At 73.0% G+C, this 15,677-nt stretch carries 15 protein-coding genes; 4 read left to right on the forward strand and 11 right to left on the reverse strand.

The window, feature by feature from the left end:
* Positions 1 to 15: 15 nt before the first annotated feature.
* Genes ACTHAM_RS12935 through ACTHAM_RS12945 form a run of 3 tightly spaced genes read right to left on the reverse strand, consistent with a single transcriptional unit; the run spans position 16 to position 2,422 of the window.
* Positions 16 to 243 (reverse strand): acyl-CoA carboxylase epsilon subunit, encoded by a 228-nt coding sequence (locus ACTHAM_RS12935; RefSeq protein ID WP_440688082.1) that lies wholly within the window; start codon positions 241 to 243, stop codon positions 16 to 18.
* Positions 240 to 803: a hypothetical protein gene (locus tag ACTHAM_RS12940; protein WP_440688084.1), complete on the reverse strand. Its 564-nt coding sequence runs from the start codon at positions 801 to 803 to the stop codon at positions 240 to 242. The genes ACTHAM_RS12935 and ACTHAM_RS12940 overlap by 4 nt, the downstream gene beginning before the upstream one ends.
* A complete protein-coding gene (locus ACTHAM_RS12945; protein WP_440688086.1) occupies positions 800 to 2,422 on the reverse strand; it encodes an acyl-CoA carboxylase subunit beta in 1,623 nt (540 codons plus the stop codon). The genes ACTHAM_RS12940 and ACTHAM_RS12945 overlap by 4 nt, the downstream gene beginning before the upstream one ends.
* A gap of 103 nt (positions 2,423 to 2,525) precedes the next feature.
* On the opposite strand from ACTHAM_RS12945, the gene ACTHAM_RS12950 reads away from it, so the two are divergent.
* Positions 2,526 to 3,416 (forward strand): biotin--[acetyl-CoA-carboxylase] ligase, encoded by an 891-nt coding sequence (locus ACTHAM_RS12950; protein ID WP_440688088.1) that lies wholly within the window; start codon positions 2,526 to 2,528, stop codon positions 3,414 to 3,416.
* A gap of 14 nt (positions 3,417 to 3,430) precedes the next feature.
* A complete protein-coding gene (locus ACTHAM_RS12955; RefSeq protein ID WP_440688090.1) occupies positions 3,431 to 4,603 on the forward strand; it encodes an adenylate/guanylate cyclase domain-containing protein in 1,173 nt (390 codons plus the stop codon).
* Between the two features lie 17 nt (positions 4,604 to 4,620).
* On the opposite strand, the gene ACTHAM_RS12960 is transcribed toward ACTHAM_RS12955, so the two are convergent.
* On the reverse strand, positions 4,621 to 5,373 hold the full coding sequence (locus ACTHAM_RS12960; protein WP_440688092.1) for an SOS response-associated peptidase: 753 nt from the start codon (positions 5,371 to 5,373) through the stop codon (positions 4,621 to 4,623).
* Between the two features lie 115 nt (positions 5,374 to 5,488).
* Here ACTHAM_RS12960 and ACTHAM_RS12965 point away from each other — a divergent pair, with 115 nt between their 5' ends.
* Positions 5,489 to 6,787, forward strand: a complete 1,299-nt coding sequence (locus ACTHAM_RS12965; RefSeq protein ID WP_440688094.1) for a multidrug effflux MFS transporter — start codon at positions 5,489 to 5,491, stop codon at positions 6,785 to 6,787.
* 4 nt (positions 6,788 to 6,791) lie between these two features.
* On the opposite strand, the gene ACTHAM_RS12970 is transcribed toward ACTHAM_RS12965, so the two are convergent.
* From ACTHAM_RS12970 to ACTHAM_RS13000, 7 genes are all read right to left on the reverse strand, one after another.
* Positions 6,792 to 8,054, reverse strand: a complete 1,263-nt coding sequence (locus ACTHAM_RS12970) for a pyridoxal phosphate-dependent aminotransferase (protein WP_440688096.1) — start codon at positions 8,052 to 8,054, stop codon at positions 6,792 to 6,794.
* A gap of 24 nt (positions 8,055 to 8,078) precedes the next feature.
* Positions 8,079 to 8,204 carry a molybdopterin oxidoreductase gene (locus tag ACTHAM_RS12975; protein WP_440688098.1) on the reverse strand — a complete coding sequence of 42 codons (126 nt, stop codon included), beginning with the start codon at positions 8,202 to 8,204 and terminating at the stop codon, positions 8,079 to 8,081.
* 87 nt (positions 8,205 to 8,291) lie between these two features.
* On the reverse strand, positions 8,292 to 8,738 hold the full coding sequence (locus ACTHAM_RS12980) for a hypothetical protein (RefSeq protein ID WP_440688100.1): 447 nt from the start codon (positions 8,736 to 8,738) through the stop codon (positions 8,292 to 8,294).
* A gap of 169 nt (positions 8,739 to 8,907) precedes the next feature.
* On the reverse strand, positions 8,908 to 11,580 hold the full coding sequence (gene adhE / locus ACTHAM_RS12985; protein WP_440688102.1) for a bifunctional acetaldehyde-CoA/alcohol dehydrogenase: 2,673 nt from the start codon (positions 11,578 to 11,580) through the stop codon (positions 8,908 to 8,910).
* 243 nt (positions 11,581 to 11,823) lie between these two features.
* Positions 11,824 to 13,506 (reverse strand): cation:proton antiporter, encoded by a 1,683-nt coding sequence (locus ACTHAM_RS12990; protein ID WP_440688104.1) that lies wholly within the window; start codon positions 13,504 to 13,506, stop codon positions 11,824 to 11,826.
* Positions 13,507 to 13,636: 130 nt separating this feature from the next.
* A complete protein-coding gene (locus ACTHAM_RS12995; RefSeq protein WP_440688106.1) occupies positions 13,637 to 14,302 on the reverse strand; it encodes an alpha/beta hydrolase in 666 nt (221 codons plus the stop codon).
* The gene (locus ACTHAM_RS13000; RefSeq protein ID WP_440688108.1) at positions 14,299 to 14,874 is read right to left on the reverse strand and encodes an NADPH-dependent F420 reductase; all 576 of its coding nucleotides are present in this window, start codon (positions 14,872 to 14,874) and stop codon (positions 14,299 to 14,301) included. The genes ACTHAM_RS12995 and ACTHAM_RS13000 overlap by 4 nt, the downstream gene beginning before the upstream one ends.
* A 162-nt stretch (positions 14,875 to 15,036) precedes the next feature.
* Between ACTHAM_RS13000 and ACTHAM_RS13005 the strand changes: the two genes are divergently transcribed.
* On the forward strand, positions 15,037 to 15,603 hold the full coding sequence (locus ACTHAM_RS13005) for a MarR family winged helix-turn-helix transcriptional regulator (protein WP_440688110.1): 567 nt from the start codon (positions 15,037 to 15,039) through the stop codon (positions 15,601 to 15,603).
* Positions 15,604 to 15,677: the final 74 nt, after the last annotated feature.

Genomic DNA, 15,677 nt, shown 5'->3' on the forward strand with positions numbered 1-15,677 from the left:
GCGTGTCGGCGCAGGTCAGCCGCGCAGGCTCCACCGCCAGGCGTCCTGGCCCGGTGCCGGGAGCGCCTCCCCGCGCAGCCGGCGGCCGCGGTCCGACCACGCCGAGGTCCTCGCCGGCGCGTCGTGGTCGGGAGCCTCGGCGGCGGCCGCCACGAGCCCGGCCACCAGTGCGGCCAGCTCCACGTCGTCCGGCACGCCGCGGACCACCTGCACGTGCGGCGGTGGGGGCGGGGGGACGTTCACGCGTCGTCGTCCTCGTCGTCGGTGTCCTCGTCGAACGGCACCGGTGCGCCGCGGGCGGCCGTCCACTCGACGACCTCGAACCCGGCCTCCGCCAACGACTGCGCCACCTGCGCGCCGGCGTCGTCCACCAGGCCCAGCACCGAGTCGAGCGACAGGTCCGAGGTGCCCGTCGGGGGGCCCACCAGGAACCCCAGGTGGAACGAGTCGAGCTCGAGGACCTCCGGCGGGGCGTCCTCGTCGGCGCTCTCCTCGCCGTCCCACGCCATGCCGGTCAGGTCGGCGTGCAGCCCGAGGCGCTCGTGCAGCAAGTCGTACAGGCGGGCGTTCAGCGAGCCGACCTCGGCCTCGATCGCCAGGATGCGCGGGTCCTCGTCGGCCTCCGCCGCACCGAACTCCGCGCGCACGCCCAGCGCGGTGTCCACGTACGAGTGCAGTGTGAGGGCCAAGGAGTCGACCACCGCGTGCAGGTCACCCGCCTCGACGCCGTGCAGCGGCAGAGGGCCGTGGGCGGCGCCGCCGTGGTCGTCGTGCCCGTGCTCGTCGTGCTCGTGGCCGCTCACAGCGGGATGTTCCCGTGCTTCTTGGGCGGCAGGCTGGCGCGTTTGGTGCGCAGCAGCCGCAGCGCCTTGGTGATCTCCGCGCGCGTCTGCGACGGCGCGATGACCGCGTCGACGTAGCCACGGTCGGCAGCGTCCCAGGGGTTCACGATCGCCTCCTCGTACTCGGCCGTCAGGCGCCGACGCTCGGCCTCGACGTCCCCACCGGCCTCCGCGACGGCCTTGAGGGCCCCCCGCTGCAGGATGTTCACCGCACCGCCCGCACCCATCACGGCGATCTGCGCGGTCGGCCAGGCCAGGTTCACGTCGGCCCCCAGCTGCTTGGAGCCCATGACGATGTACGCGCCACCGTACGCCTTGCGGGTGATGACCGTGACGAGCGGGACGGTCGCCTCCGCGTAGGCGTAGATGAGCTTGGCGCCGCGGCGGATGATGCCGTTCCACTCCTGGTCGGTGCCGGGCAGGAACCCGGGGACGTCGACGAACGTCAGCACCGGGATGTTGAACGCGTCGCACGTGCGCACGAACCGCGCGGCCTTCTCGGCGGCGTTGATGTCGAGCGTGCCGGCCATGTGCTGCGGCTGGTTCGCCACCACACCCACCGCGTGCCCCTCGACGTGCCCGAAGCCGATGAGCACGTTCTGCGCGTACAGCGGCTGCACCTCGAGCAGCACGCCGTCGTCGAGCACGTGCTCCAGCACGGTGCGCATGTCGTACGGCTGGTTGTCCGAGTCCGGCACCAGCGTGTCGAGCGCGAGGTCGTCGTCGGTCACCGTCACGGGCGCCTCGTGCGCGTAGGCGGGCGGGTCGGCCAGGTTGTTCTGCGGCAGGTACCCCAGCAGCGAGCGCACGTAGTCGAGCGCGTCGTCCTCGTCGGTGGCCATGTAGTGCGCGACGCCCGAGCGCGAGTTGTGCGTCTGCGCGCCGCCCAGCTCCTCGAAGCCGACGTCCTCACCGGTCACCGCACGGATGACGTCGGGACCGGTGATGAACATGTTCGACGTGCCGTCGGCCATCACGATGAAGTCCGTCAGCGCGGGGGAGTACACGGCGCCGCCCGCCGACGGCCCCAGGATCAGCGAGATCTGCGGGATCACCCCGGAAGCCGCCACGTTGCGGCGGAAGATCTCCGCGAACTGCGTCAGCCCGGCCACACCCTCCTGGATGCGTGCACCACCGCCGTCGCTGATGCCGATCAGCGGCACCCCGGTGCGCAGCGCCAGGTCCATGACCTTGGTGATCTTCTCGCCGTGCACCTCGCCGAGGCTGCCGCCGAAGACCGTGAAGTCCTGCGAGTAGATGCACACGGGGCGCCCGTCGATGGTGCCGTGGCCGACCACGACGCCGTCGCCGGGGATGCGCTTGGCATCCAGGCCGAAGTTCGTCGAGCGGTGCCGCACGAACGCGTCGAGCTCGGTGAACGACCCCTCGTCGAGCAGGGCCTCGATGCGCTCGCGGGCGGACTTCTTGCCGCGTGCGTGCTGCCGGTCGAGCGCCTGCTGCTCGGCGTCCTGCGTCGCAGCGGTGCGTCGTTCGAGGTCGGCGAGCTTGGCCGCCGTGGTGCGGGGCGCGGCGGTCGGGGGCGTCGAGGGCACGGTCCCTGCGGGATCGGTCTGGGTCACCCGACCGAGGCTAGTTGTCGGAGCACCCCGGATCGGTGTGGACGCGGGACGGTGTTGCCCGGTTCGTGTCGTCGGGTTCCCACAACCGGACCAGGATGGGGGTATGAGCGAGCACGCGGGAGACGGGCCGTCCGACCGACCGGCGGACCGCCCGCCACTGGACGTCGAGGTGCTGCGGGCGCTGCTGCTCGAGCCTGCCGGGCCGCTCGCACGCCTCGAGGTCGTGCCGAGCACGGGGTCGACCAACTCGGACGTCGTCGAGGCGCTGCGGTCGGACCCCACGTCGTGGCCCGACCGCAGCCTGCTCGTCGCCGAGCACCAGGTGGGCGGGCGTGGACGCAGCGGCCGGACCTGGGAGACACCCGCTGGGACCGCGCTGACCTGCACGTTCGTCATACGTCCGGCGGTCGACCTGGCGCAGCTGGGCTGGCTGCCGCTGCTGGCCGGCCTCGCCGCCGTGACCGCCCTGCGGGCCCGGACCGGTGTGCCGGTGCAGCTGAAGTGGCCCAACGACCTGATGGTCCCTGCTCGGGACGACCTGGAGGAGTGGGGCACGTGGCGCAAGGTCGGCGGCATCCTCACCGAGCTGGTCCCGCTCGCCGGCGGTCCGGCGGTGGTGCTCGGGCTGGGGGTCAACGTCGCCCAGCGTCCCGACGAACTGCCCGTGCCCAGCGCGTCCTCGCTCGCGCTCGCCGGCGGCGAGCACCTGGACCGTGACGGGCTCGTCATCGCGCTCGTCGAGGCGTTCGAGCAGGTCACCGCGGCGTGGCGGGCCGCGCACGGGGACACGCTGGCCTCGGGCCTGGCGCACCGGGTGGCGGCCGTGTGCGTCACGCTCGGCACGGACGTGCGGGTCGACATGCCCGGCGACCGCGCTCTGGTGGGGGTGGCGACCGGGCTCGGACCCGACGGGTCGCTCGTGGTGCGCGATGAGCAGGGTGTCGACCACCGCGTGCTTGCCGGTGACGTACGTCACGTGCGCGCCGCCCGGTGAACTACCCTCGTCGAGTGTCCGACGACGCACCTCGGGTGCCCACCGGCCCAGCCGTCGACGACCCGGCCGGGGCTGCGGCGCCGTCCCTGGACCCCGTGGACCCGGCCGCCGAGGCGCGTGCACGGGCCGCCTGGCGCGAGTCGGTCGCCCGCGACCTGGACACGGCGCTGCTCGGCGGTGCCCGCACCCTCAGCGCCCGTGACCTGGCCGCCCGCGCCGACGTGGAGACCGAGTTCGTGCGCTCGTTCTGGCGGATCCTCGGCCTGCCGCACGCCGACCTCGACGACGCGGTCTACACCGACGCCGACGCCGACGCGGTGGCCCGGGCGGCCCGCCTCATGCGCGTGCACGGCCTCGACCTGCGCACCGTGACGAGCCTGACCCGCGCGCTCGGGCACACCTCCGACCGCCTCGCCCTGTGGCAGGTCGAAGCCCTCGCCGAGGACATGGCGATGCGTTACGAGCTCGACGACACCAGTGCCCGCCTGCTCGTGCTCGACCGGCTCTCGGACCTCGCACCGATCCTCGAGGCGCAGCTGCTGCACTCCTACCGGCGTCAGCTGGCCTCGATCGCCGGCCGCTACGCCGCCGAGTTCGGTGGCGCTCGGGGCCCCGGCGTCGACCGGTCGGCGCTGCCGTTGGCCCGCGCGGTCGGGTTCGCCGACATGGTCTCGTTCACGCGGCGCACGGCGGGGCTCGGATCGACCGACCTGTCGGAGTTCGTGCAACGGTTCGAGGCGGCCGCCCGCGACGTGGTGACGGCCAACGGTGGCCGGGTGGTCAAGACCATCGGCGACGCCGTGCTGTTCGTGGCCGACGACCCGGGCACGGGTGCGCTGGTCGCCCTGGGCCTGGCGGAGGTGCTCGGCCACGAGCTCGACGTGGACCGCGAACGGCGCGCGGGTGGGCTCGCCGAGGGGGCGCGCGGCGTGACGCCGGTGCGGGTGGGGTTCGTGTGGGGGCGGGTGCTGTCGCGGTTCGGGGACGTGTTCGGCCCGTCGGTGAACCTCGCGGCGCGGCTGACGGACATCGCCGAGCCGAGCACCGTGCTGACCGACCGGGTGACCGCGGCGGCGCTCGAGGGTGACCCGCGGTTCGAGGCGACGGCGCTGCCGGCCCACGAGCTGCAGGGGCTCGGTGAGGTGGACCCGGTCCGGCTCGAGCTGGTGGGCGAGCCGCTGCACTGACACGCCTCGGCGTGACCTCAGACCGGTGCGGTCCGCGGCTCAGCGGGCGGTTCGACGGGCTCTACCAGCTCGGGGCCGTCGTTGGCCACGGCGTTGACCGCCGTGGACACCGGTGTCGCGACGAGCCGTGGGCCGTCGGCCTGCAGCAGCGGGAGGGTCTGCTCGGCGCCGCGGGCCGGGTCGAGCCAGGCGGCCCAGTCGTCGCGGACCAGCATGAGCGGCTGACGGTCGTGGATGTGGGCGAGCTCGGGCGCAGCCGGTCGGGTGATCACCGTGGCGCTGACGAGCCAGCGGGACGGGTCGTCGTCGGCCTTGGTCGGGTCCTTCCAGAACTCGTAGAGACCGGCGAGCGCGACGACGCCGCGGTCGGCCGGGTGCAGGTAGAAGGGCTGCTTGCGGCGTGTGCCGCCCGCCGGTGAGGGTGCCTGCCACTCGTAGTAGCCGTCGGCCGGCAGCAGCGTGCGCCGCGCCGCGAAGGGACGGGCGAAGGCCGGCTTGTCGGTGAGCGACTCCGCGCGGGCGTTGATCATCCGCGAGCCGATCGTGGGGTCCTTGGCCCATGAGGGGACCAGCCCCCACCGGGCGAGGCGCAGCTGGCGGGTGATCTCGCCCGTCGTCCGGTCGGCTCGCTCGACGACGATGCGCACGCCGTCGGTGGGGGCCACGTTCCAGGACGGGGGCAGCAGCCGGACGTCGTCGGCCACCTGGGCGACGGCGAACTCGTCGGCCAGGGCCTGATCCTCGCGGAAGGACGCGTAGCGACCGCACATGCCGCCAGCCTCGCACGCGACGCCCACACCGGCGTCGGGGTCGCGGGCGAGCAGGTCGACCGCAAGGTCGAATCGATTCGCGAGGCACGTCCGCGCGATGCGACCATGGACCCCGATGAGCACCCCCACCGAGCACCCCAGCACCCGGACCGCCGCCGCGGGCGCCACCAGCGCGACCCCCACGGACGGGGCGGTCCCCGAAGCGACGGCACCCCGGTCGCTCACCAAGTACGTGCTGCTGCTCGGCTCGATGTGCGCGCTGCCCGCGATCTCCACCGACATCTACCTGCCGTCGCTGCCCGAGGTCGCCCGCGACCTGCACACCTCGAGCACCGCCGCCCAGCTGACCATGACGGGCATGCTGATCGGCGCCGCCGTCGGACAGCTCGTCGTGGGCCCCCTGTCGGACCGGTTCGGACGCCGACGCCCTGTGCTGGTCGGTGTCGCGGCGCACATCGTGACGTCGTTGCTCTGCATGGTCGCGCCCACGATCGGCCTGCTCATCGGGCTGCGCACCGCCCAGGGGTTCTTCAACGCCTCGGCGAGCGTCGTGGCCATGGCCGTCATCCGCGACCGGTTCGTCGGCTCGACCGCCTCACGCCTGCTGTCCCGGCTCATGCTGGTCATCGGCGTCGCTCCGCTGTTCGCGCCGTCCATCGGTGGTCTCATCGCCGGGCAGGCCGGGTGGCGTGCGGTGTTCGGCGCGCTCGCGCTGTTCGGGGCCGGGCTGTGGGTCGTCGTGTGGCGCCGACTGCCCGAGACCCTCCCGGTCGCGAACCGGCGGCACGGTGGCCTGCGCACCGCGTTGGGCGGGTACGGCCGGCTGGTCCGGGACCGGCACTTCGTCGCGCTGGCACTGCTGCCCAGCCTCGGCGTCGCCGTGCTCATGAGCTACGTGGTGGCCTCGCCGTTCGTGCTGCGCGAGGGGTACGGGCTCAGCTCGGCGCAGTTCTCGGTGCTGTTCGCGGTCAACGGGCTCGGGCTGGTCGGCGGTGCGCAGGTCAACGCGGCGCTCGTGCGGCGGGTGTCCCCGATCCGCATCGTGCGCGTGGTGCAGCCGCTGTCGGTGACCCTCACCCTCGTGCTGCTGCTCCTGGCGCTCACCGGGGCCGGTGGCCTGCCGGCCCTGCTCGTCGTGCTGTGGGCGATCCTCGCGCTGGTGAACTTCGTACCGCCGAACGCCTCGGCGCTCGCGCTGTCGCGGCACGGGCAGATCGCCGGCACGGCCGCGGCGTTCATCGGTGCCCTGCAGGCCGGGGTCTCCGGTGTCATCAGCCCGCTGTCCGGTCTGCTGGGCGGCGACGCGGTCGCGATGGCACTGGTCATGGTGGTGGCTGCCGCGGCCGGGCTGCTCGTGCTGGCGCTGGCCACACCCGCCTACCGGCGCGGCGGTGCCTGGACCGCGCAGGTCTGAGTCGTCACCCGCGCAGCTGCTGCAGCCGCGCCACGGCCTCCACGAGCACGTCCTCCCGCTTGACGAACGTGAACCGCACCCACGGGCGCAGCGCGTCGTCCACGGCCGAGCCGGGGTGCGTGAACGCGCTGACCGGGACCCCGACCACCCCGGCGCGGGCCGGCAGCTCCCGGCACAGCCGGGCTCCGTCGTCGAAACCCAGCGCGGTGGCGTCCGCGAGCACGAAGTACGTGCCCTGCGGGCGTGCCACCGTGAACCCCGCAGCACGCAGACCCTCGCAGAGCAGGTCGCGCCGGTGCGCCAGCGAGGCCACCAGGGAGTCGACCCAGGCGGCCACGTCCTCGTCCTGCAGCGCGAAGGCCACCGCCGGCTGGAACGGTGCCCCCGAGACGTAGGTGAGGAACTGCTTGACGGTCCGCACCGCGTCGACGAGGTGTGCAGGACCGCACACCCAGCCGATCTTCCAGCCGGTGAACGAGAACGTCTTGCCCGCCGACGAGACGGTCAGGGTGCGCTGCGCCATGCCCGGCAGGGTCGCGATCGGCACGTGCGTGCGGTCGGCGTCCAGCACCAGGTGCTCGTACACCTCGTCGGTGACGACCAGGGCGTCGTACCGGGTGGCCAGCTCGGCCACGACGGCCAGCTCCTCGCGGGTCAGCACCGCACCGGTCGGGTTGTGCGGCGTGTTCAGCAGGACCAGTCGGGTGCGAGGGGTGAACGCCGCCGTGAGCGCCTCGACGTCCAGCCGGAACCCGTCGGGTGCGGCGCGCAACCCGGCGGTCGTGTGGGTCGCCCCGGCGAGCGCGATGACCGCCGCGTACGCGTCGTAGAACGGCTCGAGCGTGAGCACCTCGTCCCCGGGGCCGGCCAGGGCGAGCACGGCGGCGGCCAGCGCCTCCGTCGCCCCGGCGGTCACCAGCACCTCGCTGCCCGGGTCCACCACGAGGCCGTACCGGCGGTGCTGGTGCGCCGCGATCGCCTCGCGCAGGGCCGGGATGCCGGAGCCGGGCGGGTACTGGTTCGCCCCGTCCGCGATCGCCTGGGCCGCGGCGCGCGCCACCGAGGCCGGTCCGTCGACGTCCGGGAACCCTTGGCCGAGGTTCAGCGCACCCGTCTGCGTGGCCAGGGCAGACATCTCGGCGAAGATCGTCGGACGCACCGACCCGTCGGCGTCCAGCAGGCCGGCTGCGTGCGCGACCTGCCGCCAGCGGTCGGTGCGGTCACGCGAGGGCGGTGCGCCGTGCCGGGCGCCAGGGTCGGCTGTCATGCCGCGAGGATAGGGCCGCGGAACCTAGCCCAGGCCGGCGGCCGCGGCGATGCCGGCAGCCACGAGCAGCGCGAGCGAGGCCCAGGCGGCGACGACCCACCACTCCACGTGGTGCCGGCGCAACGTGCGCTGCGGGTCCCTGGTCGTCATACCCACCACCATCGGCAGGCGTGAGCAGGGTCACAAGGCGTCCGTGGCGACCCGGCGCGGATTCACCCGCACCCGGGTCCGCCGTCCTCAGCCCTCGGCGGCGGCCTTGTCCAGGTCGGACGAGAGGCTGTCGAGCGAGTCCGACAGGGACGACAGCGCGTCCGAGGCGGCCTCCGGGGCAGCCTGCTGCAGCTCCTCGACCTGAGTCCGCGCCGCGTCCACGGCAGCCTGGGCGTCGGCGAGCGACTGCTCGGCTCCGTCCTTGGCCTGCTCGGCGTCCTCCAGGGCGGCCTGCGCCTCGGTCAGCGCCGCCTGCGCCTGCGCGACGGCGTCCTCGGCCTGCGCGCGGGTGTCGGCGTCGAGCGACTCGAGCTGCGCACGGACGTCGTCGACCCGGCTCAGGGCGTCCTCCGCCTGCGAGCGGGCGTCGTCCACCCTGGCCCGCAGGTCGTCGACGGCCGAGCACGCCGCCAGCGAGACGCTCAGCACGGCGGTCAGGGCGAGGGTGCTGGCGGCACGGGGTGGACGGCGCACGGGATCCTCCGGTGGGAGCTGTCGAGGTGGACGGCACCAGTGTGCCGCGCGACCGCGGACAGGGCGACGCCCCGCCCGGCTGGGTGAGCCGGACGGGGCGTCGGGACGAGCAGGCGACGAGCTCCGCTAGGGGATGCCGGGAGCGACCGTCGGGGAGTCGGTCGACTCCTTACGCCTGCTCGCGGCGGCCGCGCACGTCCTGGAGAGACGTGCCGTAGTAGGCCGCAGTCATGAGGTCCTTCATGTCGTCGATCATCGGCATGCGCGGGTTCGCCGGGGCGCACTGGTCCTCGTACGCACCCATGGCGACCTCGTCGAGGCGGTCCATGAAGGCCTTCTCGTCCACACCCTGCGCCTGGAAGGACGCGGGGATGCCGACCTTGGCGCGCAGCGACTCCAGCGCCAGGGCGTAGGACTCGACGCCCTCGGCCGGGGTGGCCGCCGGCAGGCCGAGCATCTGCGCGATCTGCTGGAAGCGCTCCGGGGCGATGTAGTGCTCGTACTTCGGCCAGCTGGTGAGCTTGGTCGGGATGGTGCCGTTGTAGCGCACGACGTGGGGGAGCAGCGTGGCGTTCGTGCGGCCGTGCACCAGGTGGTGCGTGGAGCCGATCACGTGGGCCATCGCGTGCACGATTCCCAGGAACGCGTTGCCGAACGCCATACCGGCGATGGTGCCCGCGTTGTGCATCTTCTCCCGGGCGGCCTTGGTCGCCGGGTCGGCCGGGTCGCCGTTCACCGACTGCGCCAGGTTGTCGAAGATCAGGCGGATGGCCTGCAGGGCCATGCCGTCGGTGAAGTCGTTGGCGTAGACGGCCACGAACGCCTCGGTGGCGTGCGTGAGGGCGTCGAAGCCCGAGTCGGCGGCCAGCGAGCGCGGCATCTTCGCGGTGAGGATCGGGTCGATGATCGCGACCGTCGGCGTCAGCGCGTAGTCCGCCAGCGGGTACTTCTTGCCCGCGTCGGGGTCGGAGATGACGGCGAACGGCGTGACCTCGGCGCCGGTGCCCGACGTGGTCGGGATGCAGACGAGCTTGGCCAGGTCACCCAGGGTGGGGAACTTGAACGCGCGCTTGCGGACGTCGAAGAACTTCTGCTTCAGGTCGGAGAAGACGATCTCCGGGTGCTCGTACAGCAGCCACATGACCTTGGCGGCGTCCATCGGCGAGCCACCGCCGAGGGCGATGATCGTGTCGGGCTTGAAGTGACGCATCTGCGCGGCACCGGCCTGGACGGTCTTGACGGAGGGCTCCGGCTCGACCTGGTCGATGATCTGCAGCGCCACGTTGTTGGAGCGGCGGCGCAGCACGTCGATGACCTTGTCGACGAACCCGAGCTGGGTCATGGTCGCGTCGGTGACGATGGTGACGCGCTCGACCTCGGCCATGTCCGCCAGGTAGCGGATGGCGTTGGGCTCGAAGTACGTCTTGGCGGGGACCTTGAACCACTGCAAGTTGTTGTTCCTCCGGCCCACGCGCTTGATGTTGATGAGGTTCAGGGCGCTGACGTTGTTCGACACGGAGTTGCGGCCGTACGAGCCGCAGCCCAGCGTCAGCGACGGCAGGAACGCGTTGTAGATGTCACCGATGCCACCCAGGGTGGAGGGGGCGTTGGTGATGACGCGGATGGCCTTCACGCGGCTGCCGAAGCGCTCCATGAGCTCCTCGTCCTGCGTGTGGATCGCGGCGGAGTGACCCAGACCGTCGAACTCCACCATCTGCTCGGCCAGCGAGATGCCCTGCTCGGTGGTGGTGGCACGCAGCACGGCCAGGACCGGTGCGAGCTTCTCGCGGGTCAGCGGCTCGTCGGGGCCGACCATGGAGACCTCGGCCATGATGATCGAGGTGTCCGCGGGGACCGAGAAGCCGGCCTGCTCGGCGATCCACTGCGGGGACTTGCCGACCACCGTCGGGTTCAGCTTGGCGTCGGCGCAGTTCTTGGCCTTGGCGTCGACCCCGAAGATGAACTTCTCGAGGAGCGCCTTCTCCTTCTTGTTCGCGCGGTACGCGTGCAGGATGGCGAACTCGGCCATGGCGGCGTCGTAGATCTCGTCGTCGATGATGACGGCCTGCTCGGAGGCGCAGATCATGCCGTTGTCGAACGCCTTGGACAGCACCACGTCGTTGACGGCGCGCTTGAGCTTGGCGGTCTTCTCGATGTAGGCCGGGACGTTGCCCGCACCGACGCCGAGGGCCGGCTTGCCGCAGGAGTACGCGGCGCGGACCATCGCGTTGCCACCGGTGGCCAGGATGAGCGCCACACCCGGGTGGTTCATGAGCAGGCCGGTGGCCTCCATCGAGGGGGCCGTGACCCACTGGATGCAGTGCTCGGGGGCACCGGCGGCCACGGCGGCGTCACGCACGACGCGGGCGGCGGCGACCGAGGACTCCTGCGCGTTCGGGTGGAACGCGAAGATGATCGGGTTGCGGGTCTTCAGCGCGATGAGCGACTTGAAGATCGCGGTCGAGGTGGGGTTGGTCACCGGGGTCATCGCACAGATGACGCCGACGGGCTCGGCGATCTCGGTGATGCCGTTCAGCTCGTCACGGTTGATGACGCCGACCGTCTTGAGGTTGGCCATCGAGTTGGTGACGTGCTCGCACGCGAAGATGTTCTTCACGGCCTTGTCCTCGAAGACGCCGCGGCCGGTCTCGGCCACCGCGTGCTGGGCGAGGACGCCGTGCTTGTCGAGCGCCGCGACGGACGCCTTCTTCACCAGACGGTCCACGTCCTCCTGCGTGAAGCGGGAGTACTCCTCGAGCGCCTTGGAGGCGTTCGCGACGAGTGCGTCGATCATCGTGAGCGTGGTGTCGACGGGGGCGTCGGTGCTCGGTGTCGTGGTCACGGGATGTTCTCCCTGCGTTCGATGGTGGGGGTGGGAAGTCCTCGTTGACCTCTGCCCACGAAGTTACGGGGCGGTCGTCCCACGATCGTGTGCCGAAAGTCCCGAATGAGTCCCACGACTGCGCAGAGGGCGTGAAAATTCGTGCGCGACCGGGACCCACGGACCCTCTGGCCATCGTCTTCGCTGCATCGGTGCAGGTCAGCGCGTGTGCCGCAGGTCAGGGGGGCGCGAGGTCCCAGACGGTCAAGACCCGGCGCGCGTGATCCAGGACGCACTGAGGGACTCGTCCTCCAGGTCCAGCTCGTGCAGCATGCGGCGCAGCACCGCCTCGTCGATCTGCCCCGCGTCCCGCCGGCGGACCAGCGCGGCACGCTGCGCACCGATCACGGCGCGGCGCACGCGGGCGGTCCGTGCGGCCAGGTCGGCGCGGTGCTGGTGCTCGGGCGCCCAGGCGGTCAGGCCGTCGTCGAGCAGGTCCTCGGCGTTGTCGGGGTCGATGACCACGGCGGCCGCCGCGGCACGCTCGCGGGTCAGCCGGGTGAGCCGGTCGATCGCCGCATCCGCCTGCTGCGCGCCCAGCTCGGCACGCCACGCCGTGCGCTCCCGCTCGAGCATCTGCTGCACCGCGTCGGCCATCGCCAGGCGGGCCTGGGCCTCCTGGGTGGCGTCCTCGGCGGCCTCGGCCTGTGCCGCCGACCCGACGCCGAGCCGGCGGATCACGGCGGGCAGCGTCAGCCCCTGCAGCAGCAGCGTGCCCAGTGCCACCGTGCACGCGGCCAGCTGCAGCGACGCCCGCTCGGGGAACGCCAGGCCGCCGACGGTCGCCGGGATGGCCGACGCGGCGGCCAGGGTGACCACGCCGCGCATGCCCGCCCACGACACGACCGCGGACTCGCGGGCGGTGAGCGCGTCCTGCACGGGTCGGTGGCTGCCGCGCAGCCGCAGGTTGTCGAACCGCGCGGTCGCGAACACGTACGCGGGCCGGACGAGGACCGCGGTGGCGAGCACGGCCACCGACAGTGCCAGGGCGGTGCGCAGGCCCTGGTCGGAGGCGATGACGTCACGCACCACCCACGGCAGCTGCACCCCGACCAGTGCGAACGTGAACGCCTCGAGCACCAGGTCGACCGTCGACCAGATCGGCCCCTCGTACAGCCGGGTGGCGTACCCGGCACGCGGGGCGGTGTGACCCAGGTAGAGCCCGGCCGCCACGACGGCCAGCACGCCCGAGCCGAGCAGTGCCTCGGCACCCCAGTACGCGGCGAACGGGGTGAGCAGGCCGATGGCGGAGGCGACGACCGGGTCGTCGAGCCGCATCCGGACGGCGTGCACGAGCCAGCCCAGCGCGAGCCCGACGGCCACGCCGACACCGACGGCCAGGGCGAACGTGCCCAGGCCGTCCCCCAGCAGCCAGGTGCCGGTGGCGGCCCCGGCGAGCGCGACCTTGAACAGGGTCAGCGACGTCGCGTCGTTGATCAGGCTCTCGCCGGACAGCAGGGTCATGACCCGGCGGGGCAGCCCGAGTCGGCGCCCGACCGCGGCCGCGGCGACCGCATCCGGTGGGGCGACCACCGCGCCGAGCACGAGCGCGGCGGCGAACGAGATCGTGGGGTGCACGGCCACGGCGACCAGGGCGACCGCCAGTGCGGTGACCAGCACGAGCCCCACGCCCAGGCGGGTGATGGCGTTCCACGACGAGCGGAAGTCGCGGTACGAGCTGGACAGCGCAGCCGAGTACAGCAACGGAGGTAGGACGAACTCGAGGATCACCTCGGCGTCGATCTCGAACCGCGGCACGCCGGGGACGAACGAGGCCACCAGACCCACGGCGACGATCACCAGCGGCGCCGGCCAACCGCGTCGTCGGCACAGGGCGGCGACCGGCACGGCGATCGCCACGAGGGTGAACACGTGGACGTGGTGCACGGGTGCCCCTCCCGGTCGTGTCGGCTTCCTGGGTCGACCCTACGGACGCGCGCCCGACGCGCACCTGCGCGGTGGCTGGGCGCGGTCTGTGCGTGCTGCGCGCCGGGCGTGCGGTGGGGTCGGGCGTCGGTCAGGGCGCGAGCGCAAGGGTGTGCGTGAGGAACTCGGCCACCTCCGCCAGCTCGGCCGCGTCGATGCCGTGGCCCAGCCCGGCGTGCAGGCGATCGGTGGGTGTGGTGTGCGTGGGCAGCCAGGCGGAGGTCCGGGCGGTCGCCTCGGCCGTGATGACCTGGTCGGCGTCTCCGTGCCCGAAGTACACGGGCGGTCGGCGTCGTGCCAGCTCCTCGTCACCGGGGTGGCGGCCCTCGAGCGCGAAGCCGGAGAGCACGACCGCTGCGGCGAACCGTGCAGGGGCGTGCCGGAGCAGCTGGGTGGCGATCAGCCCGCCCTGGGAGAAGCCGAGCGGGACGACGGGGACGTCGGCGGGCACGTGCGCGGAGAGCCAGGCGAGCACGGCGTCGGCGGCGCGGGCCGTGGCCTGCGGGTCGGGTCGGCCGGGCACGGTGATGGGCACCCAGGCGTGCCCGCCCTGCGGCAGGCGCAGCGGTGCGCGCGGCGAGGCCCAGTCGAGCCCGGGGGGCAGCTGGTCGACGAGGCCGGGCAGGTCGCGCTCGGACGAGCCGTACCCGTGCAGCAGGAGCAGGAGCGGTCGGCGGTGCCCGGGGGAGCTGTCGGGTCCGGGCGTGCCGACGCGGCCGTCGCCCCGCAGGACGGCGGCCGCGTCGAGCGAGGTCACTTGACCAGGCCGAAGCCGCCGGTCCAGGCGATCTTCTCGGACACCGCGAGCGTCAGCTGCAGGAATCCGAGCGCCTCGAGCTCGTGCGCGCGGGCCAGCGAGCCGGCGTCGAGGGCCCGCAGGCCGCCGGCTTCGACCGCGGCGGCCAGGGCGGCCTTGGCGTCGGCGTCGTCCCCGGCGACGAGCACGGTGGTCGGGACGGTGCCTCCGAGGGTGCCGCTGGTCAGCGTCGCGGCGAACGTGGTGTTGAAGGCCTTGAGCACGCGCGAGTCGGGCAGGGCGGCGGCGATCTCGGCCGCGGCGGAGGACCCGGCCGGGACGACGAGCGAGTCGAACGTGGCGAAGTCGAGCGGGTTGGTGATGTCGACGACGACCTTGCCGGCCAGCTGCGGGCCGTAGGTGGCCAGCACGTCGGCGACGGCGGGGTAGGGCACGGCGAGGACGACGATGTCGCCGTCGACGGTGCCGGGCTCCCCGTGGCCGAGGTAGGTCACGGTGCTGCCGCCGCCGGCGAGGACGCCGCCGATCGCGTGGGCCATGGTGCCGGTGCCGATGATGGTGACGTTGCTCATGGTTCTGCTCCTGGGTGGTGAGCCGTGCGGCAGTGGTTTACTTGTCGCTACAAGTAGTTTGCGGACGGCGGGACGCGGTGTCAACACCCGGACCGCAAGGAGCACGACGAACTAGGCTCGGGGCGGCACCGCCCGCCGCGCGCCCCGACGGGAGACCTCTCGATGACCGACAGCCCTCTGCCACGGCCCGCGCCGCACGAGCAGCACCCCGACGCTCCGCACGAGCCGGCGGAGACGCGCTGGTTGACACCCCACGAGCTACGCACCTGGGTCCGCCTGGCCGCCGTCGTCGAGCTGCTGCCCGGGGTGCTGGACACGCAGCTGCAGCGCGACGCCGGGCTGACGCACTTCGAGTACTTCACCCTGGCGATGCTCTCCGAGGCGCCGGATCGCACGCTGCGGATGACGGCCCTGGCCAGCCGCACCAACGCCACCCTCCCGCGACTCTCGCACGTGGTCTCCCGCCTCGAGGCACGCGGCTTCGTCCGGCGCGAACCCTGCGCGCAGGACCGCCGTGCCACCAACGCCGTGCTCACCGAGGCCGGCTGGGACAAGGTCGTGGCCACCGCGCCCGGGCACGTGGCGACCGTGCGAGAGCACGTCGTGGACGCACTCACGCCCGAGCAGGTCGGCCAGCTCGGCGACATCACCGCGGCGCTGCTGACCCGGCTCGACCCCGAGGGGCGCATGGCGGCGCTCGGCTATGCCGCCGAGGGCACGCCCGCCTGAACCGCCCACAGCCCTGCGCTGTGCGCTCGCGTTCGCGCGGGTCGAGGCTGCGACACCCCGCGCCCGGTACGCAT

Origin of the sequence: Cellulomonas soli (assembly GCF_052036975.1) — a bacterium.
Taxonomy (GTDB): domain Bacteria; phylum Actinomycetota; class Actinomycetes; order Actinomycetales; family Cellulomonadaceae; genus Cellulomonas; species Cellulomonas soli_A.

Bases quoted from the DNA above. Each gene is read 5' to 3' on its own strand.
- ACTHAM_RS12975 (WP_440688098.1), bottom strand. From the start codon at position 8,204: ATGACGACCAGGGACCCGCAGCGCACGTTGCGCCGGCACCACGTGGAG.
- ACTHAM_RS12950 (WP_440688088.1), top strand. From the start codon at position 2,526: ATGAGCGAGCACGCGGGAGACGGGCCGTCCGACCGACCGGCGGACCGC.
- ACTHAM_RS13005 (WP_440688110.1), top strand. From the start codon at position 15,037: ATGACCGACAGCCCTCTGCCACGGCCCGCGCCGCACGAGCAGCACCCC.
- ACTHAM_RS12965 (WP_440688094.1), top strand. From the start codon at position 5,489: ATGAGCACCCCCACCGAGCACCCCAGCACCCGGACCGCCGCCGCGGGC.
- ACTHAM_RS12960 (WP_440688092.1), bottom strand. From the start codon at position 5,373: ATGTGCGGTCGCTACGCGTCCTTCCGCGAGGATCAGGCCCTGGCCGAC.
- ACTHAM_RS13000 (WP_440688108.1), bottom strand. From the start codon at position 14,874: ATGAGCAACGTCACCATCATCGGCACCGGCACCATGGCCCACGCGATC.
- ACTHAM_RS12970 (WP_440688096.1), bottom strand. From the start codon at position 8,054: ATGACAGCCGACCCTGGCGCCCGGCACGGCGCACCGCCCTCGCGTGAC.